Source organism: Phytobacter sp. (assembly GCF_059074235.1).
In genome coordinates, this window is the sequence record NZ_JCACPZ010000004.1 from 518,773 (window position 1) to 544,374 (window position 25,602).

27 protein-coding genes are annotated in these 25,602 nt (G+C 53.6%); 13 read left to right on the forward strand and 14 right to left on the reverse strand.

Annotation, left to right across the window (positions count from 1 at the left end):
- The first annotated feature begins 36 nt into the window (after positions 1-36).
- The 4 genes from poxB (at position 37) to AC5JPW_RS06490 (ending at position 5,345) form a co-directional block, all read left to right on the forward strand.
- Positions 37-1,755, forward strand: a complete 1,719-nt coding sequence (poxB, locus tag AC5JPW_RS06475) for a ubiquinone-dependent pyruvate dehydrogenase (RefSeq protein ID WP_494239022.1) — start codon at positions 37-39, stop codon at positions 1,753-1,755.
- Between the two features lie 38 nt (positions 1,756-1,793).
- On the forward strand, positions 1,794-2,795 hold the full coding sequence (gene ltaE, locus AC5JPW_RS06480; RefSeq protein ID WP_494239024.1) for a low-specificity L-threonine aldolase: 1,002 nt from the start codon (positions 1,794-1,796) through the stop codon (positions 2,793-2,795).
- 9 nt (positions 2,796-2,804) lie between these two features.
- Positions 2,805-4,241, forward strand: a complete 1,437-nt coding sequence (locus AC5JPW_RS06485) for a DUF2867 domain-containing protein (protein ID WP_494239025.1) — start codon at positions 2,805-2,807, stop codon at positions 4,239-4,241.
- A 96-nt stretch (positions 4,242-4,337) separates the two neighbouring features.
- Positions 4,338-5,345 carry a 3-beta-hydroxysteroid dehydrogenase gene (locus AC5JPW_RS06490; RefSeq protein WP_494239026.1) on the forward strand — a complete coding sequence of 336 codons (1,008 nt, stop codon included), beginning with the start codon at positions 4,338-4,340 and terminating at the stop codon, positions 5,343-5,345.
- 3 nt (positions 5,346-5,348) lie between these two features.
- Here the strand turns inward: AC5JPW_RS06490 and AC5JPW_RS06495 are convergent, their stop codons facing one another.
- Both AC5JPW_RS06495 and AC5JPW_RS06500 read right to left on the reverse strand, forming a co-directional pair.
- On the reverse strand, positions 5,349-6,179 hold the full coding sequence (locus AC5JPW_RS06495; protein ID WP_494239027.1) for an N-acetylmuramoyl-L-alanine amidase: 831 nt from the start codon (positions 6,177-6,179) through the stop codon (positions 5,349-5,351).
- Positions 6,179-6,499, reverse strand: coding sequence for a heavy metal-binding domain-containing protein (locus tag AC5JPW_RS06500; protein ID WP_494239028.1), 321 nt, complete (start codon positions 6,497-6,499; stop codon positions 6,179-6,181). Before AC5JPW_RS06500 ends, AC5JPW_RS06495 begins: the two co-directional genes overlap by 1 nt.
- A 104-nt stretch (positions 6,500-6,603) precedes the next feature.
- On the opposite strand from AC5JPW_RS06500, the gene AC5JPW_RS06505 reads away from it, so the two are divergent.
- From AC5JPW_RS06505 to artJ, 6 genes are all read left to right on the forward strand, one after another.
- The gene (locus AC5JPW_RS06505) at positions 6,604-7,119 is read left to right on the forward strand and encodes a lipoprotein (protein ID WP_494239029.1); all 516 of its coding nucleotides are present in this window, start codon (positions 6,604-6,606) and stop codon (positions 7,117-7,119) included.
- Between the two features lie 222 nt (positions 7,120-7,341).
- On the forward strand, positions 7,342-8,070 hold the full coding sequence (artP, locus tag AC5JPW_RS06510; RefSeq protein WP_494239030.1) for an arginine ABC transporter ATP-binding protein ArtP: 729 nt from the start codon (positions 7,342-7,344) through the stop codon (positions 8,068-8,070).
- Between the two features lie 19 nt (positions 8,071-8,089).
- Positions 8,090-8,821 (forward strand): arginine ABC transporter substrate-binding protein ArtI, encoded by a 732-nt coding sequence (artI, locus tag AC5JPW_RS06515; protein ID WP_494239032.1) that lies wholly within the window; start codon positions 8,090-8,092, stop codon positions 8,819-8,821.
- Between the two features lie 5 nt (positions 8,822-8,826).
- Positions 8,827-9,543, forward strand: a complete 717-nt coding sequence (gene artQ, locus AC5JPW_RS06520) for an arginine ABC transporter permease ArtQ (RefSeq protein ID WP_494239034.1) — start codon at positions 8,827-8,829, stop codon at positions 9,541-9,543.
- Entirely contained in the window at positions 9,543-10,211 is a 669-nt protein-coding gene (gene artM, locus AC5JPW_RS06525; RefSeq protein ID WP_494239035.1) for an arginine ABC transporter permease ArtM, read from the forward strand. The genes artQ and artM overlap by 1 nt, the downstream gene beginning before the upstream one ends.
- 171 nt (positions 10,212-10,382) lie before the next feature.
- Positions 10,383-11,114 carry an arginine ABC transporter substrate-binding protein ArtJ gene (artJ, locus tag AC5JPW_RS06530; RefSeq protein WP_494239036.1) on the forward strand — a complete coding sequence of 244 codons (732 nt, stop codon included), beginning with the start codon at positions 10,383-10,385 and terminating at the stop codon, positions 11,112-11,114.
- Positions 11,115-11,166: 52 nt separating this feature from the next.
- On the opposite strand, the gene AC5JPW_RS06535 is transcribed toward artJ, so the two are convergent.
- The 11 genes from AC5JPW_RS06535 to nfsA form a co-directional block, all read right to left on the reverse strand.
- Complete coding sequence (locus AC5JPW_RS06535; protein WP_494239038.1) at positions 11,167-12,648, reverse strand: sensor histidine kinase; 1,482 nt, start codon at positions 12,646-12,648, stop codon at positions 11,167-11,169.
- Positions 12,645-13,364, reverse strand: a complete 720-nt coding sequence (locus AC5JPW_RS06540) for a response regulator (protein ID WP_494239039.1) — start codon at positions 13,362-13,364, stop codon at positions 12,645-12,647. The genes AC5JPW_RS06535 and AC5JPW_RS06540 overlap by 4 nt, the downstream gene beginning before the upstream one ends.
- 89 nt (positions 13,365-13,453) lie before the next feature.
- Positions 13,454-14,581, reverse strand: coding sequence for a 23S rRNA (uracil(747)-C(5))-methyltransferase RlmC (rlmC, locus tag AC5JPW_RS06545; protein ID WP_494239041.1), 1,128 nt, complete (start codon positions 14,579-14,581; stop codon positions 13,454-13,456).
- A gap of 41 nt (positions 14,582-14,622) precedes the next feature.
- Entirely contained in the window at positions 14,623-15,096 is a 474-nt protein-coding gene (locus AC5JPW_RS06550) for a YbjO family protein (protein WP_494239043.1), read from the reverse strand.
- A gap of 75 nt (positions 15,097-15,171) precedes the next feature.
- Positions 15,172-16,017 carry a putrescine ABC transporter permease PotI gene (potI, locus tag AC5JPW_RS06555; RefSeq protein WP_494239045.1) on the reverse strand — a complete coding sequence of 282 codons (846 nt, stop codon included), beginning with the start codon at positions 16,015-16,017 and terminating at the stop codon, positions 15,172-15,174.
- Positions 16,014-16,967: a putrescine ABC transporter permease PotH gene (gene potH, locus AC5JPW_RS06560; protein ID WP_494239046.1), complete on the reverse strand. Its 954-nt coding sequence runs from the start codon at positions 16,965-16,967 to the stop codon at positions 16,014-16,016. The genes potI and potH overlap by 4 nt, the downstream gene beginning before the upstream one ends.
- Positions 16,968-16,976: 9 nt before the next feature.
- Positions 16,977-18,110, reverse strand: coding sequence for a putrescine ABC transporter ATP-binding subunit PotG (gene potG / locus AC5JPW_RS06565; protein WP_494239047.1), 1,134 nt, complete (start codon positions 18,108-18,110; stop codon positions 16,977-16,979).
- A 141-nt stretch (positions 18,111-18,251) separates the two neighbouring features.
- Positions 18,252-19,361, reverse strand: coding sequence for a spermidine/putrescine ABC transporter substrate-binding protein PotF (gene potF, locus AC5JPW_RS06570; RefSeq protein ID WP_494239048.1), 1,110 nt, complete (start codon positions 19,359-19,361; stop codon positions 18,252-18,254).
- Between the two features lie 347 nt (positions 19,362-19,708).
- Positions 19,709-20,188, reverse strand: coding sequence for a YbjN domain-containing protein (locus AC5JPW_RS06575; protein ID WP_494239049.1), 480 nt, complete (start codon positions 20,186-20,188; stop codon positions 19,709-19,711).
- Positions 20,189-20,275: 87 nt separating this feature from the next.
- On the reverse strand, positions 20,276-21,178 hold the full coding sequence (gene rimK / locus AC5JPW_RS06580) for a 30S ribosomal protein S6--L-glutamate ligase (RefSeq protein WP_494239051.1): 903 nt from the start codon (positions 21,176-21,178) through the stop codon (positions 20,276-20,278).
- 73 nt (positions 21,179-21,251) lie between these two features.
- Entirely contained in the window at positions 21,252-21,974 is a 723-nt protein-coding gene (nfsA, locus tag AC5JPW_RS06585) for an oxygen-insensitive NADPH nitroreductase (protein WP_494239053.1), read from the reverse strand.
- 176 nt (positions 21,975-22,150) lie between these two features.
- Here nfsA and AC5JPW_RS06590 point away from each other — a divergent pair, with 176 nt between their 5' ends.
- On the forward strand, positions 22,151-22,414 hold the full coding sequence (locus AC5JPW_RS06590) for a GrxA family glutaredoxin (RefSeq protein WP_494239054.1): 264 nt from the start codon (positions 22,151-22,153) through the stop codon (positions 22,412-22,414).
- A 33-nt stretch (positions 22,415-22,447) separates the two neighbouring features.
- On the opposite strand, the gene AC5JPW_RS06595 is transcribed toward AC5JPW_RS06590, so the two are convergent.
- Positions 22,448-22,816 carry an inner membrane protein YbjM gene (locus AC5JPW_RS06595; RefSeq protein ID WP_494239056.1) on the reverse strand — a complete coding sequence of 123 codons (369 nt, stop codon included), beginning with the start codon at positions 22,814-22,816 and terminating at the stop codon, positions 22,448-22,450.
- A 279-nt stretch (positions 22,817-23,095) separates the two neighbouring features.
- Here AC5JPW_RS06595 and AC5JPW_RS06600 point away from each other — a divergent pair, with 279 nt between their 5' ends.
- Both AC5JPW_RS06600 and AC5JPW_RS06605 read left to right on the forward strand, forming a co-directional pair.
- Positions 23,096-24,781 (forward strand): aspartate:alanine antiporter, encoded by a 1,686-nt coding sequence (locus tag AC5JPW_RS06600; protein WP_494239058.1) that lies wholly within the window; start codon positions 23,096-23,098, stop codon positions 24,779-24,781.
- 257 nt (positions 24,782-25,038) lie between these two features.
- Entirely contained in the window at positions 25,039-25,434 is a 396-nt protein-coding gene (locus tag AC5JPW_RS06605) for a hypothetical protein (RefSeq protein ID WP_494239059.1), read from the forward strand.
- Positions 25,435-25,602: the final 168 nt, after the last annotated feature.

The window sequence follows — 25,602 nt, forward strand, 5'->3', positions numbered from 1 at the left end:
TACGCTTTAGACGACATACTCAAATGGAGTCAGACGATGAAACAGACAGTGGCAGCCTATATTGCGAGCACGCTTGAGCAGGTTGGGATCAAACGGATCTGGGGCGTAACCGGGGATTCTCTTAATGGCTTAAGTGATAGTCTCAATCGTATGGGCACGATTGACTGGATGCCTACGCGTCATGAAGAAGTGGCAGCTTTTGCGGCAGGGGCCGAAGCGCAATTGACCGGTGAGCTGGCCGTATGTGCTGGGTCCTGTGGCCCGGGTAACCTGCATCTGATTAACGGTCTGTTTGACTGCCACCGCAACCATGTTCCGGTGCTGGCAATTGCTGCCCATATTCCGTCGAGCGAGATTGGCAGCGGCTATTTCCAGGAGACTCACCCGCAAGAGTTGTTCCGTGAATGCAGCCACTATTGCGAACTGGTTTCCTCTCCTGAACAAATTCCGCAGGTGCTGGCGATTGCCCTGCGTACTGCGATTCTGAAACGTGGCGTGGCGGTGATTGTTCTACCCGGTGACGTGGCGCTGAAACCGGCCCCGGAAACCGCCAGCAGCCACTGGTATTCTGCACCGCAACCAGTCATCACTCCCGCGCAGGAAGAACTCAAAAAACTGGCGCAATTACTGCGCTACTCCAGCAACATTGCTCTGATGTGTGGCAGTGGCTGCGCCGGAGCCCATAGCACCCTGATTGAATTCGCCGCCAAACTGAAAGCGCCAATTGTGCACGCCATGCGCGGTAAAGAGCATGTGGAGTACGATAATCCGTACGATGTGGGTATGACCGGGCTTATCGGTTTCTCCTCGGGGTTCCATACCATGATGAATGCCGACACGCTGATCCTGCTCGGCACCCAGTTCCCTTATCGCGCGTTCTACCCGACCGATGCCAAAATCATTCAGATTGATATCAACCCCGGCAGCATTGGCGCACATAGCAAAGTGGATATGGCACTGGTAGGCGATATCAATGCCACGCTTACTGCTCTGTTGCCATTGCTGGAGGAGAAAACCGATCGTCGTTTCCTCGACAAAGCGCTGGAGCATTATCGCGATGCACGTAAGGGGCTGGATGACCTGGCGAAGCCCAGCGAGAAAGCCGTTCACCCGCAATATCTGGCGCAACAAATCAGCCATTTCGCCAGTGACGATGCCATTTTCACCTGCGATGTGGGCACACCGACCGTCTGGGCGGCCCGCTATCTGAAAATGAACGGAAAACGCCGTTTACTGGGCTCGTTTAACCATGGTTCGATGGCCAATGCCATGCCGCAGGCGTTGGGAGCCAAAGCCACCGCGCCCCATCGTCAGGTCGTTGCTATGTGCGGCGATGGCGGCTTCAGTATGCTGATGGGGGATTTTCTCTCGGTCGTGCAGATGAAGCTGCCCGTGAAAATTATCGTCTTTAACAATAGCGTGCTGGGCTTTGTGGCGATGGAGATGAAGGCCGGCGGCTATCTAACCGATGGCACGGAACTACATGACACTAACTTCGCACGTATTGCTGAAGCTTGCGGTATTACCGGTATCCGCGTCGAGAAATCGGCCGATGTCGATGCAGCCCTGCAACAGGCCTTTTCTATTGATGGCCCGGTGCTGGTTGATGTGGTCGTCGCAAAAGACGAGCTGGCGATACCCCCACAAATCAAGCTGGAACAAGCCAAAGGCTTCAGCCTTTATATGCTGCGTGCCATCATCAGCGGACGTGGCGATGAAGTTATCGAACTGGCGAAAACCAATTGGCTCAGGTAAAACAGAAGGCATTCTCCGTTGTTAGGTAAGGAAATGCCATGATCGATTTACGCAGCGATACCGTCACCCGACCGAGTCGTGCCATGCTCGAACAGATGCTGGCCGCCCCGGTTGGGGACGATGTCTACGGGGATGACCCGACCGTTAATGAACTCCAGCGCTATGCCGCTGCACTTAGCGGTAAAGACGCCTCCCTTTTCCTGCCGACAGGCACTCAGGCGAATCTGGTAGCCTTGCTGAGCCACTGTGAACGTGGCGAAGAGTATATCGTCGGTCAGGGGGCGCATAACTACCTCTACGAAGCCGGTGGTGCGGCAGTGCTCGGCAGTATTCAGCCACAGCCTATCGACGCAGCACCCGACGGTACCCTGCCGCTGGATAAAGTCGCCGCCAAAATCAAAGCCGATGACATTCACTTCGCCCGTACCAAATTGCTGAGCCTCGAAAACACCCACAACGGTAAAGTTCTCCCGCGTGAGTACCTGAAACAGGCATGGGAATTTACCCGTCAGAAAGGGCTGGCGCTGCATGTGGATGGGGCACGTATTTTCAACGCTGTGGTCGAGTACGGCTGCGAACTGCGTGACATCACGCAATTCTGTGACTCGTTCACCATTTGCCTCTCCAAAGGCCTCGGCACACCGGTCGGCTCTCTGCTGGTGGGCGACAGCGACTACATCAAGCGCGCAAACCGCTGGCGTAAAATGACAGGGGGCGGTATGCGCCAGGCCGGTATTCTGGCGGCTGCTGGTCTCTATGCACTGGAAAATAACGTTCAGCGTCTGAAAGACGATCATGATAATGCCGCCTGGATGGCAACCCAACTGCGGGAAATTGGCGCCGACGTGATGCGTCATGACACCAACATGCTGTTTGTGCGCGTCGGTGAAGAGCATGCTGCTGCACTGGGTGCATTTATGCGTGAACGTGACGTACTCATCAACGCTTCCCCGATTGTACGCCTGGTGATGCACCTGGACGTCAACCGTGAGCAGCTTGCTGAGGTGGTTCGCCACTGGCAGGCATTTTTGCAGCGTTAAGGAGTCGGCGTGCCAAAACCTATCCTCGTGCTCGGGGCCAGCGGCTATATCGGTCAGCACCTGATTCAGGCTTTGAGCCAGCAGGGTCATGAGGTGCGGGCGGCAGCACGCCAGCTCGCTCGTTTGCAAAAGCAGCAATTGCCGGGCGTCTCCTGCCACGAGATCGACCTGAGTTGGCCGGACGATCTCCCGTCATTACTGAAGGATGTCGACACGCTCTATTACCTGGTGCACAGCATGGGTGAAATCGGCGATCTGGTGGCGCAGGAGCGGCAAATTGCGCTCAATGTGCGTGATGCCTTGCGGGAGGTTCCCGTCAGGCAGGTCATCTTCTTAAGCTCGCTACAGGCAAAAGAGGCCAGCGACTCGCACCATCTCAAAGCCCGTCAGCTAACGGGCGATCTGCTGCGTGATTCGGGTGTCCCGGTAAGTGAACTGCGCGCCGGAATTATCGTCGGCGCCGGTTCCGCAGCCTTCGAAGTGATGCGTGATATGGTCTATAACCTGCCGGTGCTCACCCCCCCGCGCTGGGTGCGTTCGCGTACCACGCCCATTGCACTGGAAAATCTGCTGCATTACTTGTTGGAACTGCGCCACCACTTTTCAGCACAGCATCGGGTGTTTGAGGCCGCCGGGCCAGACGTGCTCAGCTACCAGCAACAGTTCGAACATTTTATGGCGGTGAGTGGCGTACATCGCCCGCTTGTGGCGATCCCCTTGCCTACCCGGCTTATTTCCGTCTGGTTTTTGCAGGTGATTACTTCGGTGCCCCCCACCATCGCCCAAAACCTGATTCAGGGGCTGAAACACGACCTGCTCGCCGATGATGTCGCCCTGCGTGAACTGATTCCCCAACCCCTGATCCCTTTTGATGAGGCGGTAAGGCGCACGCTACAGGAAGAGGAAAAACTGGTGAACTCCAGTGACTGGGGCTACTCCCCTCAGGCTTTTGCTCGCTGGCGACCACAGTATGGCTACTTCCCCAAACAGGCAGGTTTTACCGTCAAAACAGACGCCAGCCTCAATGAGCTCTGGGATGTCATCAACCAGATTGGCGGCCAAGAGCGCTATTTCTTCGGTAATGCTCTCTGGCAAACCCGGGAGCTACTCGACAGACTTATCGGCCACCGGCTGGCAAAAGGCCGCCCGACCCGCGCACATTTGCAGGTGGGCGATCAGGTGGATAGCTGGCGAGTGATTATTGCTGAGCCTCAGGAGCAGTTAGCGCTGCTGTTTGGCATGAAAGCGCCGGGCCTGGGGCGGCTTTGCTTTAGCCTGACAGACAAAGGACAACACCGACTGCTGGACGTGCGTGCTTACTGGCACCCGCACGGCATGCCTGGCTTGATCTACTGGTTACTGATGATTCCGGCACATCTGTTTATCTTTCGGGGGATGGCGCGGCGTATTGCGCGACTGGCAGAACAATCCGCAGAAAAAATCTGAAAACAGCCCTTATTCTTTCACGTTTCCCATTGCATACCGACGTATTTCACGGAAGAATGCGCACGCAATGAATGCGGGTCACTATAGTGGATTGCTATGAAGGTTTTGGTTACAGGCGCAACCAGCGGTTTAGGTCGTAATGCCGTCGAATATTTACGCCAGAAAGGCATCAGCGTGCGGGCAACCGGGCGCAACAAAGCGATGGGCGCGCTGCTGACAAAAATGGGTGCGGAGTTCATCCATGCCGACCTGACCGAACTGGTTTCTTCCCAGGCCAAAGCGATGCTCGCAGGGGTGGATACCCTCTGGCACTGCTCCAGCTTCACCTCTCCCTGGGGCACGCAAGCCGCATTTGATCTAGCTAACGTCCGCGCTACCCGTCGCCTCGGCGAATGGGCTGTAGCCTGGGGCGTGCGCAACTTTATTCATATCTCGTCACCGTCACTCTACTTCGACTATCGCCACCACCACGCTATCCAGGAAGAGTTTCGCCCGACGCGTTTCGCCAACGAATTTGCCCGCAGCAAAGCCGCCAGCGAGGATGTGATTCAACTGCTGGCACGGGCGAACCCCAATACCCGTTTTACGGTGCTACGCCCACAAAGTTTGTTCGGTCCGCATGACAAAGTCCTCATCCCCCGCCTCGCGCAGATGATGCATCACTATCGCAGTGTTCTGCTGCCACGCGGTGGCCGTGCTACGGTGGACATGACTTATTATGAAAACGCTGTGCATGCGATGTGGCTGGCGAGCCAGGAGGCGTGCGATTCGCTGCCGTCCGGACGCACCTACAACATTACAAACGGCGAACCCCGCACGCTGCGCAGCATTGTACAGAAGCTGATTGATGAGCTGGATGTAGACTGCCGCATCCGCTCCGTGCCCTATGCCATGCTCGATGTGGTCGCGCGCAGCATGGAGCATTTCGGTAATAAGTCAGCCAAAGAGCCAGCCTTTACCCACTATGGCGTCTCCAAGCTCAACTTCGATTTCACGCTTGATATCAGCCGTGCGGAAAAAGAGCTCGGTTATCAGCCCATTGTCACCATTGATGACGGCATTATCCGCACGGCCCATTGGCTGAAAGATCACGGCAAGATTTAACGTTCAACCCTGCCCGTATTTCTCCAGTAACGCTTCTGCAATCGCCTGAGTTTGTGCATCGGCTACGCCGTTGTACAGCGCCGGGCGGAAATGCATCTGGAACGCCATAATCACCCGCTTTTGCTGACCTGGCGTCATGTCAGGTTTGACTTCGTAACCATAACGCGCAAGCAAGTCGAGCAATGAGGCGGTGTCAACCGCGTCATAGGAGTCACGCCCGTTCAGATAAAAAGCAACGCGTGCGGCATCCGGCCAGGCTCCAATGCCCTGCTCAGCCAGCAGATGCCATGGGAAAAGCGGCCCCGGATCGTCTTTACGCTGCGGGGCGATATCCGAGTGCGCCACCACATTCTGCGGCAGTATGTTGTAACTATGAATAATATCTTTCGCCAGCGGAATCAGCGCGGCAATTTGCTGCGGTTCAAACGGCGTAAAGCGCTTGATACCGGCGACGTTTTGCCAGCCGCGATTCTCCAGCTCAATGCCAATTGAAGTGTCGTTAATCCGCGTGGCATTACGCCAGTAGCTGATACCCGCGTGCCATGCAAGCTGCTGCTCCGGCACCAGTTGCCAGATGCGCGGTTTGCCGTCATGCATTGGAGGGCGTGCGGGGATTAAATAATGAGAACTCACCTGCTTGTCGGTTAAGGTCGCCAGTGAGACATCAAAATCATCCGCCGTGTAATGAATCACCAGCACTTTAATGCGCGGATAAGCCGCCTGCGCCTGGCGTCGGGTATCGAGCTGATAGCCGGCCTTGTCGACAATGCCTTTTTCACCTGCACACCCCACCAGTAGCAGAGCCAGCAATAACAACGAAATATAACGACTCATCAGTGTGTTTTCACCGCCGTTCCACTGACGCTAACCATCAACATGCTGCTGTCCTTGCCGACCGTCTCATAGTCAATATCAATGCCGACTACGGCATTGGCACCCAGCGCTTTCGCCTGCTCGCCCATCTCGCGAAACGCAATTTCCCGCGCTTTACGCAGCTCTTTTTCATAGGAACCAGAACGGCCACCCACGATGTCACGAATACCGGCAAAGAAATCGCGGAAAATGTTGGCCCCCAGAATGGCTTCACCGGTGACGACACCACAGTATTCAACGATCGGTTGCCCTTCCAGGGTCGGGGTAGTTGAAAATTGCATCAGTTGCTCCTTTTAGGCTTCACGTGCGTTACTCCCCACATTATCGAAGCAATACACTATTCTTGAAAGGTACTTAAATCCGAAGCGAAAATAAGGAAATCATTATGCGCTATTCTGCTCTGACTCTCGCTTTACCCTGTGCATTGCTGCTCAGCGCCTGTACCACGGTCACTCCTGCATATAAGGACATCGGCACCCGTAGCGGTCCATGCATTGAAGGCGGCCCGGATACGGTGGCACAGAAATTCTACGATTACCGTATTGAACACCGGGGCAATGACCTGTCGGCACTTCGTCCTTATTTGAGTGATGATCTGGCGGCGAAATTAACCGCTGCGGGTCGTGACAATCGAAACACTGTACTGCTGAAATCCGATCCCTTTTCCAGCCGTACCGTGGCACCTGAAAAAGCCAGTGTCGCCAGTGCCTCCACCATCCCTAATACTGACGCACGCAACATCCCTCTTCGTGTGACACTGACCCAGGGCAGCCAGCAATGGCAGGATGAAGTCTTGATGATCCGCGAGGGCCAGTGCTGGGCAGTCGATGACGTGCGCTATCTGGGTGGCGCCTCTCATGCCCCTGCCGGGACGTTACGCCAGTCAATCGAGCATCGGTAGCGAATCAGGCGAGTGAAAGCGGAAAATCCCCCTTAATCCCCGCAAAATGTCTGGCATTCCAGCGTGAATGCCGACATTTATGCCTGCTTACCTCTCGCCCCGGTATTTTGTGCTAACTTTATTGAGTAACACGGTTTATATTTAAGTTTTAACGCACAAATATTGCATAACTATTCTGCGAACGTTACTATTTGCGGCCTCAATTGCTATTAGATTGCCTCGATGAGTATAAAATTAAACGGCATTAACTGCTTCTATGGCGCACACCAGGCGCTCTTCGATATCACGCTTGATTGCCCGCAGGGCGAAACGCTGGTGCTCCTTGGTCCAAGCGGTGCGGGCAAAAGCTCTTTGCTTCGCGTGCTGAACCTGCTCGAGCAGCCGCGTTCGGGCCAGCTCAGCATTGCAGGTAATCACTTCGATTTTGCCAAAACCCCCTCTGACAAAGCGATTCGCGATCTGCGTCAGAATGTGGGCATGGTCTTCCAGCAATACAATCTGTGGCCACACCTGACGGTGGCGCAAAACCTGATTGAAGCCCCCTGCCGCGTGCTGGGACTCAGTAAAGATCAGGCGCTTGCCCGTGCCGATAAGCTGCTGGAACGTTTACGTCTCAAACCTTATAGCGACCGTTACCCGCTGCACCTCTCTGGTGGTCAGCAACAGCGCGTGGCCATTGCCCGTGCGCTGATGATGGAACCGCAGGTTCTGCTGTTTGATGAACCCACCGCCGCACTCGATCCGGAAATTACCGCGCAAATCGTCAGCATCATTCGTGAGCTGGCTGAGACCGGTATTACCCAGGTTATCGTAACCCACGAAGTGGAAGTGGCGCGCAAGACCGCCAGCCGCGTGGTGTACATGGAAAACGGCCATATTATCGAACAAGGGGATGCGAGCTGCTTTACCACACCGCAGACCGACGCCTTTAAATACTACTTATCTCACTGATATTCTTGGGGACATGACAATGAAAAAAATAGTAATCGCCGCATTGCTGGCCAGCGTCAGCCTGACTGCTTCTGCAGCCCAGACTATCCGTTTCGCCACCGAAGCCAGTTACCCTCCGTTTGAGTCCACTGATGCGAACAACAAGATTGTCGGCTTTGACGTTGATCTGGCCAATGCGCTGTGTAAAGAGATCGATGCCACCTGTACCTTCACTAACCAGGCCTTTGACAGCCTGATCCCAAGCCTGAAATTCCGTCGTTTTGACGCAGTCATGGCCGGCATGGACATCACGCCTGAGCGTGAAAAGCAGGTGCTTTTCACCACCCCTTACTACGACAACTCTGCGCTTTTCGTGGGCCAAACCGGTAAATACACCAGCATTGATGCGCTGAAAGGCAAAAAAGTGGGCGTGCAGAACGGGACGACTCACCAGAAATTCATAAACGATAAACACCCGGAAATTACCACCGTGCCGTATGACAGCTACCAGAACGCCAAGCTGGATCTGCAAAATGGCCGCATCGATGCCGTATTTGGTGATACCGCAGTCGTAACCGAGTGGCTGAAATCAAATGACAAACTGGCTGCGGTTGGCGACAAAGTCACCGATAAAGAGTACTTCGGTACTGGCCTGGGTATCGCTGTGCGCCAGGGCAACACCGAGCTGCAGCAGAAATTCAATGCCGCGCTGGAAAAAGTGAAGAAAGATGGGACTTACGAGACCATCTACAGCAAATGGTTCCAGAAGTAATCTGAATGAACGAAATTTTTCCTTTAGCAAGCGCCGCCGGAATGACCGTCGGCCTTGCCGTTTGCGCACTGGTCATCGGCCTGGTTCTGGCGATGATCTTTGCGGTATGGGAATCAGCGAAGTGGCGCCCTGTCGCATGGGCAGGCACCGCACTGGTCACCATTTTACGCGGCCTGCCAGAGATTCTGGTGGTGCTGTTTATCTATTTTGGCTCTTCACAGCTGCTGCTTATCCTCTCTGACGGTTTCAGCATCAACCTTGGGTTTGTGCAGATTCCGGTGCAGTTGCAGATTGAAAACTTCGATGTCAGTCCGTTCCTGTGCGGCGTGATTGCGCTGTCGCTGCTCTACTCCGCCTATGCGTCACAAACACTGCGTGGGGCGCTCAAAGCCGTGCCGCAGGGTCAATGGGAATCAGGGCAGGCATTGGGGCTGTCGAAAAGCGCCATCTTCTTCCGTCTGGTGATGCCACAGATGTGGCGTCATGCGCTGCCAGGGCTGGGTAACCAGTGGCTGGTGCTGCTCAAAGATACCGCGCTGGTTTCGCTGATAAGCGTAAATGACCTGATGTTGCAAACCAAAAGCATCGCGACCCGTACCCAGGAGCCGTTTACCTGGTACATCGTCGCGGCGGCCATTTATCTTGTGGTTACGCTGCTTAGCCAATGGATCCTCAAACGCATTGACCTGCGTGCGACGCGTTTTGAACGGAGACCAGGCTGATGATGGCGTTTTTCCCGGAATTATTTAAAGGCCTGCACACCAGCCTGACGCTGACCGCTGCTTCACTGATTGTGGCGCTTATCCTGTCCCTGCTGTTTACCATTGTGCTGACGCTCAAAACCCCGGTGTTATCCTGGGTGGTACGTGGCTACATCACGCTGTTTACCGGAACACCGCTGCTGGTACAGATCTTCCTGATTTACTACGGCCCAGGTCAGTTCCCGGTGCTGCAGGAATATCCGGTTATCTGGCATCTGCTGTCGGAGCCCTGGCTGTGTGCCCTGATTGCCCTGTCACTTAACAGTGCGGCTTACACGACCCTTCTGTTCCATGGCGCGATTCGCGCGATCCCGGACGGGCAATGGCAATCCTGTAGCGCGCTGGGGATGAGTAAAAAGGACACGCTGGCTATCCTGCTGCCGTACGCCTTCAAACGCGCCCTGTCGTCCTACTCGAACGAAGTGGTACTGGTATTCAAAAGTACCTCTCTTGCGTATACCATCACGCTGATGGAAGTAATGGGACACGGGCAGTTGCTGTATGGACGCACTTATGATGTCACGGTGTTTGGTGCAGCCGGCCTGATTTACCTGGTGGTGAACGGGTTGTTGACCCTGATGATGCGACTGATTGAACGCAAGGCGCTGGCATTCGAACGTCGAAACTAGTGCATAAATAGTAATCAGAAAAGCGAGTAACTTATTAAGTACTCGCTTTTTTTATGCGCAATAAAAAATATTTAAGCAAATATATTGCATATAAATTCATTAACTGGCATTGTTAGCCCCATGCCTCAGACATGGCAACGACAATAAGATTGACAGACAGGAGTTCCAAAAATGAAAAAACTGATTCTGGCTGCGTTACTCGCCACTTTCGCTGCAGGCGCGACTGCCGCTGACAAAATTAACTTCGGTGTTTCCGCGACTTACCCTCCGTTTGAATCCATGGATGCGAACAACAAAATTGTTGGTTTCGATATCGACCTGGCGAATGCACTTTGCAAACAAATGCAGGCTGATTGCACCTTTACTAACCATGCTTTCGACAGCCTGATCCCGGCACTGAAATTCAAAAAATATGACGCCGTTATTTCGGGTATGGATATCACCCCGGAGCGTAGCAAGCAGGTCTCCTTCACCGAGCCGTACTATGCCAACTCTGCGCTGGTTATCGCTAAAAAAGATGCGTTCAAATCCTTTGACGATCTGAAAGGCAAACGCATCGGGATGGAAAACGGGACGACCCACCAGAAATACCTGCAGGATAAACACCCGGAAGTTAAAACCGTTGCCTACGACAGCTATCAGAATGCGATTATCGACCTGAAAAATGGCCGTATTGATGGCGTTTTCGGTGATACCGCGGTTGTTAACGAGTGGCTGAAGACTAACCCGCAGCTGGGTGCCGCCACGCCGAAAGTAACCGATGCACAATACTTCGGTACCGGCCTTGGCATCGCAGTTCGCCCGGACAACAAAGCGCTGCTGGAAAAACTGAACGGTGCACTGGCAGCGATCAAAGCTGACGGTACTTATCAGAAAATCAGCGACCAGTGGTTCCCGCAGTAAGTTGATTTAGCTGACTGAAAAGAAAAAGCCGCGTAATGCGGCTTTTTTTATTTTACGCCCCCTGAAACGGAAGCGAGAAACGGAAGCAGGCTCCCGTACGAACATCCACCAGTTGAATATCCCCACCATGCAATTGCAGCATACGCCGGACAATCATCAGTCCCAGCCCACCACGCGCTTCCCCGGTACGGGGTTTGTCCAGAATAGATGGGCGCTCGAACAGGCTCGCCCGCAGCGCCGTCGGTACGCCTGAACCGCTATCCTCAACCTCCACCACCAGATGGCCCTCTTCCTGCCGGGCCCGCAGTGAGATGCTTCCACCGTCCGGAGAATGACGAATGGCGTTATCCAGCAAATTGGTCAGCACTCTTTCCATCATCGATAAATCGGCATACACATGCGGTAGCCCCATGGGCAAATCCAGGTGTAAGCGAATCGCCCGCGTTTCTGCCATCAGGTCAAATTTTTGCGCCACGTCCTGCACCAGTTCCGCCATCGCAAACGACTCTGGCTGCGGTTTAATGCCACCGTGTTCAAGCTTTGCCAGTTCAAAAAGCTGCTGCGACAGATGCCGCACCTTATTGCCCTGGCGCATCGCAATGCTCAGGTAGTGTTTGGATTCTTCCACTGTCAGATGGTCCGCTTTCGCTGACAGCGTTTCCAGATAGCCCAGTAATGAGGTCAGCGGCGTGCGCAAATCATGTGAGATGTTGGCGACAAATTCCCGCCGCTGTCTGTCGTTGTCAGCCAGCTCATCCCACTGGCTGGCAATTTTGCGGGACAGCTCAATATAGGCATTCTGTAGCACCGCAACTTCATTCCCGGCTGCCGGGTCAAGCGGCTGTTCGGCCAGACGTTTGATGGCGGTGATGCTCTCCTGCTCCAGCGAACTGACTTCGCGGGTCAGCAATTTCACCGGACGCGTCACCCACCACCAGGCGATAACCCCCGCAAGGGTTCCCAGAGCGGCAACGAGAAGTAGCGACCACAGCAGCGCACTCCACAGCGCTTTCTGCCATGCGGTATCCGCCAGCGCATCCAGCGCTTCCCCCTGAAGCACAATGTAGAGATAGCCGCGCAGCTGCCCATCAACACGCACGGGCGAGACGCTGAATACTTTTTGCTTGTCGGGACTACGTGGATCGTCACCATAAACGGGCCACGCGGCCCCGGCGAGGAAATCCTGCAACGGTGCAATGCTGATGTGCTCACGCTTGATATGGCCCGCAGGCGCGGCGTCTGCCAGCAACTGGCCCTCCGGGGAGACCATGTACAGCTCCACGCTCGGATTGAGCGTCATCAGGCGATCAAAAAGGGATTTCAGCGTCCCCCTGTTCACCTGCCCTTGTTTATCAAGTAACGGTTCGCTGTTGGCAATTTGTTGTGCCAGCCCTGCAGAAAGCCGCTGGACCATCGCATCACCATAACGGGTGCTGCTGTAAAGCTGCAGGCTACAAGCAGCGGCGGCGCAGAGTAACAGAAGTGCGGTAAACACCAGCGTCAGGCGCTGGCTCAGACTTAAACGCTGCATCACCCCTCCTCGCGCCCGCTGGTGGCAAACTTATACCCTTTTCCCCACACGGTGAGGATAACCTCCGGGGCCGCGGCATCTTTTTCAATCTTCATGCGCAGGCGATTAATATGCGTATTAACGGTGTGTTCGTAGCCTTCATGCTGGTAACCCCATACCTGATCGAGCAGCGCCAGTCGGGAAAACACCTCGCCGGGGTGGCGGGCAAACCAGTAGAGGAGATCAAACTCACGCGGGGTTAAGTCCACCAGTTCTCCACGCAGGCGAACTTCACGCGGTAACGGATCGATAGTCAGATCATGGCACTCAATGCTGCCCATCCCCAGCCGGATATTGCGCCCCATCGCCTCCTGACGACGGAACAGCGCTTTCACCCGCGCCACCAGTTCCAGTACGGAAAAAGGTTTAGCCAGATAGTCATCCGCACCCATTTCAAGGCCGAGCACACGATGGGTTTCACTGCTTCTGGCACTGATGATAATCACCGGCAGATAACGGGTCATCTGGCGGATCCGGCGGCAGATTTCCAGACCGTCCACATTGGGTAGCATCAAATCCAGAATGACTGCATCCCAGTCGGTCTTTTCCAACTGGAGCAACGCCTTCGCGCCGTCCTCTTCATGGACAATCTGATAACCCTCATCGCGAAGATTAAGTTGTAGTAGGTTGGCAATGTCCCGATCGTCTTCGACCAGCAGTATTTTTTTTGCGGTATCCATCGTCTGTCCCGGTTAAAGCGTTACTGATTAGATTAACGAATAACCGGGCAGGAAGTTGTCACAAATTCGTTATAGTTCGCAGAAGGGGATTATTTTCTTATCAACAGGCTCAATACTTCGTAATGCGCGGTGTGCGGGAACATATCAAACAGCTGAACCCGCTCAATTCGGTAGCCGGGCAGTAACTGGAAATCCTTCGCCATGGTCTGCGCATTACAGCTCGAGTAGACGATAAACGGCGGAGCCATGCGGCTGAGGTAATCGCACAGCGTTTTACCAATGCCACGTCGCGGCGGGTTAACCAGCACCAGATCCGGCACTTTACCCTGATCGGTTGCGAAGGCAGTGGAATCGAGCGCCTGAAAATGCAGCCGGGTTAAGCCCAACTGTTTAGCTGACTGGCTGGCGCTGGCAATGGCTTCCGGCGCAATTTCGATACCGGTCAGCGTCATTTCCGGCGTGGCGCAATGCAGACCAAATCCACCCACACCGCAGAAAAGATCCCACATGTGCTGGATCGGCAGCGTCCTCACCCAGTCCCGCGCCGTTGCATACAAAGCACTGGCGACCGTCGGGTTAGTCTGGAAGAAGCTTTGCGGACGGATCCACAACGGCACATCGTTAAAGCATTCCGCCAGCGCCTGCTGTTCGGTGAGGAAAATCTCCTTCTCCCCTTCCATAATCGCCATATGAACCGGCTGAATATTAACGGAGATGACGCTCAGTTGCGGCACCTGCGCTTGCAGCCACGGCAGCGCTGCGCGCAACTGTTCCAGTTTCGCTTCTGAGCGCAGTACAAAGCGCAGCATCATTCCACCGGTATGCTGACTTTCGGTAAGCAGGAGGTATTTCAGCTCGCCACGCTTGCGTTCAACGTTGTAGGGTGTTAACCCGGCACGAGCGATAAAGGGTTTCAGAGCGGTAAACACCGGTGAGAACGAAGGCGGGTACAAAGGACAATCTGTTAGATCTTCCGGCGTGCCGTCGCGATGCAGCATGCCCAGTAGCGGTTTTTCGACGCTGCCGCTGACCACCATTTTTGCCTTATTACGGAACCCTGCTTCTGGGCCGCTAACAGGCGCGCACCACTCCGCTACCGGCAGACCGCTTAGCAATGTCTTAAGGTCGCTCATCTTGGCGGTCAGTTGTTCAGAAACCGGTTGTTCAATCCACTGGCAGGAACGACAGCGTCCGGCGTCATAAAGTGCGCACTGCATAATAAAGCCTTCTGTTTTGCGGGGCCGGGATTGTACCACCGTTATTGCAGTCGGAAAAACCGTCGGCAGGTCGAGGGGACAAAGAGTAAAAACAGCGCCAGCAGATCGGGCAGTTTTTGCATCATCAACGCACGGAAGATTTCGCGTTTCGACTCACCGGCAATACTGAAAAGCTCTGGATACCCATAGCCCAGCGATGCGGCCCACAGGTAGCCGCCGGAAATAATTTGAGTCAATAGATAGAGCCAGCGCGCCCAGTTCCGGCCTTTTACCACCGAAAACGCACATAATATTTCGATAAACACCAGCACCAGGCTGCCAAAGAAAATCAGCGTCAACGCCCAGGTTTGTGCACTGCGCTGCACAAAGTCAACCAACCCTCGCGGTCCGAGGGTCATGAAGAGCATCAGGAAGTCGACACAGCGAATGGTGATAATGGCGATGGCCGCGACCTGGACTAACGCCGGGACATTCGGGCGGGCATGGCTGTAGTGTGTTTTAGTAAAGAATCCCAATCGGTAGTATTCCCTGTGAAAAGATGCCGCGACAAGCGCGGCATCTGCGACACAACTTTTAAGATTCTAGAGGCATTAGCCCCGTCTTGCACGCTGGATATCTCTGATACGTTGCTTTTCCGCACGCGCCATCAGATACCAGGCGATAAAACCGACAATCCCCACTACGCCAAGGATTAGCGAGGCCAGCGCGTTGATTTCCGGGTTGACCCCCATACGCACGCTGGAGAAGACCAGCATAGGCAACGTGGTCGCCCCCGGTCCGGAGACAAAGCTCGCGATAACCAGGTCGTCCAGTGAGAGAGTGAAGCCCAGTAACCAGCCAGAAATGATCGCAGGCATCAGCATCGGGAGCGTAATGATGAAGAAGACTTTCAGTGGTGTTGCCCCCAGGTCCATCGCCGCCTCTTCAATCGAGCGGTCCAGTTCGCGTAAGCGCGACGAGATAACCACCGCCACATATGCCGTACAGAAGGTGACATGGGCCAGCCAGATAGTCAGCATACCACGGTCTGCAGGCCAGCCGATGGCATGACCCAGCGCCACAAACAGCAACAGCAATGACAATCCAGTGATCACGTCCGGCATAACCAGCGGCGCAGTAATCATAAACGCAAAGCCATTTGACCCGCGAAAACGCCCAAAACGCACCATCACAACGGCTGCAATGGTCCCGAGGATCGCCGCCATGGTGGCCGCACAGGCGGCAATTGTCAGACTTAAGCCCACGGCGCTCATCATCGCATCGTCATGGAACAATTCGCTGTACCAGCGCGTTGACCACCCCGCCCACACAGTCACCAGTTTGGAGCTGTTAAACGAGTAGATAACCAGCATCAGCATCGGTGCATACAGGAAGGTAAACCCGAGCACCAGAATCAGGATGCGCCACGGAGAGCGCACGACCGGCAAGTTGTTCATGCGCTGTCCCCCATCTGTTTTTGCTGGTGTTTGTGGAACCACATGATAGGCGCAATCAGCAGCAGCAACATGATAATGGCAACCGCCGATGCAACTGGCCAGTCACGGTTATTAAAGAACTCCTGCCACAACACGCGACCAATCATGATGCTGTCCGGGCCGCCGAGCAGTTCAGGGATAACGAACTCGCCCACCGCCGGGATGAACACCAGCATGGAACCGGCAATAATGCCCCCCTTCGTAAGCGGCACGATGACGCTGAAGAAGGTCTTCAGCGGACGCGCACCCAAATCCAGAGACGCTTCCACCAGCGAATAATCGATACGCGTCAGTGCGGTGTAGATAGGCAGCACCATAAACGGCAGATAGGCATACACAATGCCGATGTACACCGCCAGGTTGGTGTGCAAGATCTCCAGCGGCTGATCGATAACGCCCAGCCATAGCAGGAAGTTATTCAGCACGCCGTTGCTTTTCAAAATCCCCATCCACGCATACACGCGGATTAAGAATGAGGTCCATGACGGCAGAATAACCAACAATAACAAAATATTGCGTGTCGATGGCTTACTGACCGCCACCGCCCACGCCAGCGGATATCCCACCACCAGGCAACAAAGGGTTGAGACCGCCGCAACCTGTAAAGACTGGAGATACGCTTCGAAGTAGAGCGGATCGTCGGTCAATTGCAGGAAATTGTTGATATTAAGAGAGAGGGTCAGATGGTTATCCGCCCACTCCACCAGATCGGTATAGGGTGGAATGGCGCGAGCCATCTCTGCCAGACTGATTTTGAAAACAATCAGAAACGGCAGTAAAAACAGCAAAATCAGCCAGATATACGGCAGCGCAATGACCAGTTTGCGCCCGTGCTTCATCTGCAAACGCGCAAGCCAGAGTGTAAAACCACCCGGCTGTTCAACGCGGGATGGGGGTTCAAGTGTACTCATTACCGCTCCTTAAACCGTCAGGACCACACAGCTGTCCGCTTCCCAACACAGGCGCACTTCATCACCCCAGGTCGGCATGCCTTTACGATAGCGATACGCGTTCTGAAGCTGCGCGCTGATCATTTGCCCACTTTGCAAACGCACGTGGTAAATCGACAGGTCACCCAGGTAGGCGATATGCACCACCTCACCCACCGCGAAGTTATAACCGTCGGCAGGTGGCTCCTCGCAGAGCATAATTTTTTCCGGACGCAGTGCCACATAGACCGGTACGTTGTCGACGACGGAGGAATCCACGTCCACCTTCAGCGGATGGACCAGCCCCGGCGAGTCAATAATCAGACCGTCGTCCTGGCGCTCTTTCAGTACACCTTCAAAGACGTTAACCGAGCCGATGAATTCAGCGCTGTAGCGGGTGGTCGGGTGTTCATAAATCTCTTCCGGCTCACCAATCTGCACGAACTTACCTCGGTTCATGATGGCGATACGCCCGGCCATGGTCATCGCCTCTTCCTGGTCGTGGGTTACCATCACACAGGTCACACCAACGCGCTCAAGGATGTCCACCACTTCCAGTTGCATACGGTCGCGCAGTTTTTTGTCCAGCGCCCCCATCGGCTCATCAAGCAGCAATAATTTCGGGCGTTTTGCCAGGCTACGTGCCAGTGCCACGCGCTGACGCTGCCCACCAGAAAGCTGATGAGGTTTGCGTTTGGCAAACTCCTGCATGTGCACAAGGCTGAGCATTTCAGCCACGCGCGCGGTGATTTCTGCTTTTGGTAATTTGTCCTGCTTGAGACCAAACGCGATGTTTTGTTCCACGGTCATATGGGGGAAAAGCGCATAGGACTGGAACATCATATTGATAGGGCGCAGATACGGTGGCACATGTGCCAGATCCACGCCATCAAGCATGATCTGCCCGGTGGTCGGCAGTTCAAACCCTGCCAGCATGCGCAGCAGCGTCGACTTACCGCAGCCAGATGGCCCCAGCAGGGCGAAGATTTCGCCTTTATAAATCGTCAGACTGACATCATCAACGGCGTGCTGACCGTCGAAGGACTTGGTCAGATTGCGGATTTCCAGCAGGGGCGTTAAATCCTTACGGGTTTTCGCCTGTGGGCGGGGGATAGCGTCATTCACTCAAGTGCTCTCCGGCAAAAAAACCTCAACCAGTCTCAATTGGTTGATGACAAATGACTGGACAGAGGCTAATGACCTCTGTCCATTTTTGGGGCAGTTGCACCGCCCTGGTGCAACTCAATCACGATTCAGATGATTGATTTACTTGCCGCTTTTCACTTTTGTCCACGCACGGGTTCTTACGCGGTCAATTTTCGGATCCTGCACTTTCAGCGTATAGAGTTTGGCGAACACATCCGCAGGCGGGTAAATAGCCGGGTTATCGCGTACTTCAGCACTGATCAGCGGGACAGAAGTTTTGTTACCGTTAGCATAGAACACGTGGTCGCTGATGTGGGCAATCACGTCCGGACGCATCAGGTAGTTCAGGAACTGATAGGCTTCGTCTTTGTTTTTCGCATCAGCCGGCATCGCGAAGACATCAAAGAACGCCAGCGCACCTTCTTTAGGAATGATGTAGTTAACATTCACGCCGTTTTTCGCTTCTTTGGCACGGTTTGCAGCCTGCCACACATCGCCTGCCCAGCCGATGGCTACGCAGATATCGCCGTTAGCAAGATCGTTGATGTACTGAGAAGAGTGGAAGTAGCGAATATTCGGACGCAGTTTCAACAGCAGATCGGTGGCCGCAACGGAGTAGTCATCCGCTTTGCTGCTGTTCGGATCTTTGCCGAGGTAGTTCAGCACTGTGGCGAAAATCTCTTCCGGTGCATCCAGGAAGGAGACGCCGCAGCTTTTCAATTTTTCCAGGTTTTCCGGTTTCAGCACCAGATCCCAGCTGTTGACCGGCACATCGCCCAGGGCAGCTTTCACTTTATCGACGTTATAGCCGATGCCGGTGGTGGCCCACAGGTACGGTACCGCGTATTTGTTATCCGGGTCGTGTTTAGCGACCATCTTCAACACGTCTGGATCCATATTTTTCCAGTTCGGCAGCTTGCTTTTATCCAGCGGCTGGAACACACCCGCTGTCAGCTGACGTTCCAGGAAGCTTGCGGACGGCACCACCAGATCGAAACCGGTACTACCGGCCATCAGTTTGCCTTCCAGGACTTCATTGGAGTCAAACACGTCATAAATGACTTTAATGCCAGTCTCTTTTTCAAAATTTGCCACCGTATCCGGCGCAATATAGTCAGACCAGTTGTAAACATGCAGCGTCTTTTGTTCTGCGGCGAGTGTGCTGGCAGAGACGGCCATTAATGCACCCGCAACAAGACCTGATAACCATTTTTTGCTCAAGGCGGTCATATCTCATTCCTTCTGGAAAGTCCGTTACCATACGAACTAAGTGTACGCATTTAAGATATGCAAAATTCATGCATATTTTGTCAGTCTGCACTGGCCGAAGAGAAAAATTCTTTCGGTCGACGCCGCATGCTTTTTAAAGCACCGCAAGAATAACTGTAGCCAGGGTTAGAGGCTATAGGGCAGATTAAAAAACGCCTTTTATCAATTTTTTATGCAGATTCTGTCTATGTGATAAGCCGAACAGGCGGGAATGGCGGTGAAAAATGCTGGCAGGAAAGGATAAATACAGAATAAAAACATCTGTTATGCAGCCGCTCTGGCAGCGACTGCGCTTAAGTTACAAAGCTTTAGTGAAGAAAATTGCGCGATTCCTCGCCGCCTGCCGAATCTTCTTCTTCCGGCACATAGAGCAATTGGTGGGCGCGAGCCTCGAGAATCACCATTGAAATTTGCTCTTCACTTTGCTGCATAAACCAGGCGAACTGCTCAATAGTCACCCCGGCATTAACGGATAATGTCTGGCAGACGACCAGCTTTGGCAGATTATCGTCCTGAATATCGATAAATGCTTTCACCGTCAAAGAACTGGCATTGATGGCAGAGAGATCGGCAGCCAGTGCCAGCAGTGCAGACGGCTTCACTTCCGCCATCGCGGTAAAGAGCACGACATCATTAATGAGATCGATTTTGGCGTCGAACACCCCATCAAAATTCTGCATATGCGGCAGGTGCAACGCCTGGCAGGTATCGCATTCAAAGAAGTTAATACCCACTTCGTCGAGCCATTGACGTAGGGTGTCCAGACCAGGGACGACAAGTGAATCCATAGCGCGAAACGACCTCTGACTAAGAAAATAATGCCCTAGCTTACGCAAAAAGCCGGGCGTGTACCATTGCAGAGGGGAGAAAATCGACTATCCACCAGTTTTCAGGCAAAAACCCGGCGTGGCGTGACGCTCAATCCAGTGGATCATTTTGACCGCAATATCGATACCAGTGGTTTTTTCGATACCTTCTAGTCCGGGTGACGCATTGACTTCCATCACCAGCGGCCCGCGATTAGCACGTAAAATATCGACCCCGGCAACATCCAGACCGAGCGTTTTTACCGCCGCCAGCGCCAGCTCTCGCTCACGCGGAGTAATAGTGGCAACCGTTGCCACACCGCCACGGTGCAAATTAGAGCGGAAATCGCCCTCTTTGGCCTGACGTTCAATGGCGGCGACCACTTCATCACCCACGACAAGACAGCGGATATCTCTGCCCTTCGCCTCTTCAATGTATTCCTGCACCAGGATGTGCGCATTGAGGCCGCGGAACGCATCGATGACGCTTTCTGCCGCCTGCCGGGTTTCCGCCAGCACCACACCGATACCCTGCGTGCCTTCCACCAGCTTCACCACCAGCGGCGCACCACCCACCATCGCAATCAGGTCACTGGTGTCATCGGGCGAGTGGGCAATGCCGGTTACCGGAAGATCGATCCCCTGGCGGGCAAGCAACTGAAGCGAACGCAATTTATCTCTGGCACGCGTAATGGCCACAGATTCATTAAGCGGATAGCTGCCGAGCATCTCAAACTGGCGAAGCGAGGCGGTGCCGTAATAGGTAATCGCAGTGCCGATGCGTGGGATCACCGCATCAAAATGGGGAAGCTGACGGCCTTTGTAATGAACAGCGGACGCGGCAGGATCGATACTCATATAGCATGACAGCGGATCGAGGATCTCGATTTGATGGCCACGTGCAGTGGCCGCTTCCCGCAGACGTTTGCACGAATAGAGCGTTCCGTCCCGGGACAATATAGCGATTTTCACCCTGCACCTCTCTGATTTGCGCTGGAAAAGCCCGCGTATCATACACGCAGCGAGGTGCAGGATGCATGAGGAATTAACGCACTGCCCATCCCTGTTTGTGCAAATAATCGAGAATAAACGGACGGTTCTCTTTAATGATGGTGCGGCGAATATGATCGCTCCAGGTATCGCGACGATTATTACTGCCACGGGAGAGATAATAGGCCGCCAGTTCCTCGTCATACTGTGACAGCACCTGCGCATCCACCGGCTGGTAGCTATTTTCATGCAGCAGCATGGACGCCGGTATACGTGGTTTCACATCCGGGTTATCCGCAGGCCAGCCCAGGCACAGTCCAAACAACGGCAGCACATGTTTTGGCAGCTTCAGCAGCGTCGTCACATCGTCGATATTGTTACGCAGCCCGCCGATATACACTCCGCCAAGCCCCAGTGATTCCGCTGCCGTCAGGGCATTTTGCGCCATCATGGCGGTATCGACCACGCCAAGCAGCAACTGTTCTGCCAGGCCAAGTTGCGCCTCAGGGCAAATCTGTAAGTGGCGATTAAAGTCCGCGCAGAAAACCCAAAACTCCGCCGCCTGCCCCACGTGCTGTTGCCCACCGGTGAGCGTCACCAGCTGCTCGCGAAGATCAGTATCGGTAATACGAATAATGGAGCTGCATTGCAAAAAGCTGGAGCTGGAAGTGCCCTGCGCACCGGCAACGATCGCCGCACGCTGTTCATCGGTAATAGGCTCAGCGGTGAAATGGCGAATGGAGCGATGGCTACGCAGCAGTTCGATGGTGGGGGTCATGACGTTTCCCTGAAAATAAGCAAAGCCCTCATTATAGGTCAACCTCTGCCAGAGGTTATCCGATTGTTGCGCTGAAAGGTTCCAGGCATCAACACAACAGGCACAACCTGTTTTAAATATGAACAAATAACCCGCATCATAGCTGCAGTTACCGTTTCGTTTGAGGGAGATACAGCATGTATGCAGTGATATTTGGTCGTGCGGGTTGCCCGCAGTGCGCCCGCGTCAAAGAGGTTGCCGAGCGGATAGGTAAAAAGCAGAAAGAATTCGAATGGCGCTATGTGGACATTCATACCGATGGCGTCAGCCGTGCAGCGTTAGAAGAGGCAGCCGGTAAGCCCATTGAGACCGTGCCGCAGATTTTTATCGATCAGAAACACATTGGCAGCGCAACTGAGTTCAACAAGTACATCCGCAAACATTTCGGCTGGTTTGCCTGATAAACCCGATTTCTCCACCAGGGCGCAGAGATTTCAGCGCGCCCGGGAAGAGAAGAACCGGCTGAAGAACAGGTAGCACAGTGCGCCCAGCGAGCACCAGAACAGACCGCTGAACAACCACGCCAGTTCCTGCCAGAAAGAGCGGACCGGGGTAAAGCATAACCGCATCAGCACAAAGCAGAGAGGAGCGGCGAGGATCGCGCCAAACAGCGAGAGCATGACATTGTGGCGACGAGAAAAAATACCTGCAACAACACCCGGCAAAATGAAAAACAGCATCCCCAGTTCCGGATGACCGGATGCCTGAAATGCACCGTCCACATTCATAGCCAGTGATAAACAAACCACAATAAAAAGTATAAAGCAGCAAAAGATGCCCGCTACGTTCTGTTTATACTTCAATCCATCCTCCTGATTTTTTCTCTATCAAACAGGTCATTCGTTCGAAAGAACGTCTGGTCAGATAAAGCATGATGGCAGTCCATGCCAAATGGCCCCCAAGGGATTAGTTGATTCTCACTAGCCGTTGCAATTCATTACGATTAAACTAGCGGCCAGTTATTGTTTTGCTGCAAATAGCCTGGGCGTTTTTACTGTTTTTATTGCCCGGACAGAGCCAAAACAGTAGCCCAAATAACCATTTCTTTCAATAGCTTACAAGTAAACAAGAAGTTAGCCTCCGTGAATATAAACGTCGCAGATTTGTTAAACGGGAATTACATACTGTTATTATTTGTGGTCCTGGCACTCGGGCTCTGCCTGGGTAAATTACGCCTGGGTTCTGTACAACTCGGTAATTCCATTGGCGTTTTAGTGGTTTCGCTATTATTAGGTCAGCAACATTTCAGCATTAACACCGACGCCCTAAATCTGGGTTTTATGCTGTTTATTTTTTGTGTCGGAGTGGAAGCTGGGCCTAACTTTTTTTCTATTTTCTTCCGCGACGGCAAAAATTATCTGATGCTGGCGTTGGTATTAGTCGGCAGCGCGCTGCTGATTGCACTGGGTCTGGGTAAACTGTTCGGCTGGGATATTGGTCTCACCGCGGGGATGCTGGCAGGGTCGATGACCTCTACTCCTGTGCTGGTAGGTGCGGGAGATACCTTGCGCCACCTGGGGATGGACAGCAGTCAGCTCTCCAGCGCACTCGATCATCTGAGCCTCGGCTATGCCCTGACCTATCTTATCGGTCTGGTGAGTTTGATTGTCGCCTCGCGCTACATGCCAAAGCTGCAACATCAGGATCTGCAAACCAGCGCCCAGCAAATCGCCCGCGAACGTGGCCTGGATACTGACACCAACCGCAAAGTCTACTTGCCGGTGATCCGCGCGTACCGCGTTGGCCCCGAACTGGTGGCCTGGGCCGACGGCAAAAATCTGCGCGAACTGGGGATTTACCGCCAGACCGGGTGCTACATCGAACGTATTCGCCGCAACGGCATTCTGGCTAACCCAGACGGTGATGCGGTGCTGCAAGTGGGTGATGAAATTTCCCTGGTCGGTTACCCGGACGCCCACGCCCGTCTCGATCCGAGCTTCCGTAATGGCAAAGAGGTGTTTGACCGCGATCTGCTCGACATGCGCATCGTCACCGAAGAGATCGTGGTTAAAAACCATAACGTGGTGAATCGCCGCCTGGCGCAGCTTAAACTGACCGACCACGGCTGCTTCCTTAACCGCGTTATCCGCAGCCAAATTGAGATGCCGATTGATGACAACATCGTGCTCAATAAAGGCGATGTGCTACAAGTCAGCGGTGAAGCAAAACGCGTGAAGACCATTGCGGACCGTATTGGCTTTATCTCCATTCACAGCCAGGTAACCGATCTCCTCGCCTTCTGCGCCTTCTTTATCGTCGGCCTGATGATCGGCATGATCACCTTCCAGTTCAGCTCATTCAGCTTCGGCATTGGTAACGCAGCCGGTCTGCTGTTCGCCGGGATCATGCTCGGCTTCCTGCGTGCGAACCACCCGACCTTCGGTTACATCCCGCAGGGCGCACTGAATATGGTGAAAGAGTTTGGTCTGATGGTCTTTATGGCTGGCGTAGGTCTGAGCGCAGGTAGCGGCATCGGTAACGGGCTGGGCGAAGTGGGCGGGCAGATGCTGATTGCCGGGCTTATCGTGAGTCTGGTGCCGGTGATGATCTGCTTCCTGTTCGGCGCTTACGTGCTCAAAATGAACCGCGCCCTGCTCTTCGGCGCGATGATGGGAGCCCGCACCTGTGCGCCTGCAATGGAGATTATCAGCGACACCGCGCGCAGTAACATCCCGGCACTAGGCTATGCAGGCACCTATGCTATCGCCAACGTCTTACTCACGCTGGCAGGGACATTGATCATCATTATCTGGCCGATACTCGGATAACTCCGAAGTCGCAAAATATTTTCAACGACCAGAGAACTTTTTTACCAGGCATCAGTCATAACTAGTGCCACTGCTTTTCTTTGATGTCCCCCATTTTGTGGAGCCCATCAACCCCGCCACTTAGGTTCAAGGTTGATGGGTTTTTTGTTGCCTGATATTATTAAATTTATAAATCATTGGGTTACATGACTTATGCGTAGCCTTTGGCGACAGAATGGCGACAGCGCTTTGCGCTGCTCGTATAAGGGATAATTCTTGTGGCATCACAAAATCAATCCAAGTACTCTTCACTAATTTTCTACCTCCCTGAAGATATCAAACAGATATTCATAGATGAATGTGCCGAAGTTGGTCTTGAAGCAAAAAGAGTGCAATGCTTTTCATCAAATCCCAGTATTCGCGAATATCTGAGCATTCTTTATGAACGCGGGAAAAAATACGCACCACAAGTGCTAAAGGTTTTAAGTATGCTACAAAGGAAAACCAGCATAAGGATTGAAGTCTCCGCAGACAGGAAGACTATTGATTTGCACGGCGTATCTCCAGATGATGCGATCAAACTAATTCAGGCAGCAAACACAATTAGAGTGATAGATACTGAGTCTGTAGGAATTTCGGACGCGGGTTCAACCCCCGCCAGCCCCACCAATTAAAACAAGGGGTTACGTGAAAACACAGCCCTTTTTTTTGTCCATGTCCACTTTGCGTCCACCAAGCTTATACGCCATTGATTTTCTAGTTACGGGATATGCTAGAAAGGGTAAATATAGTCAAATTCAAATTAAAATATTTTCAAACATTATTGAGTTTAAAGTAGCTTA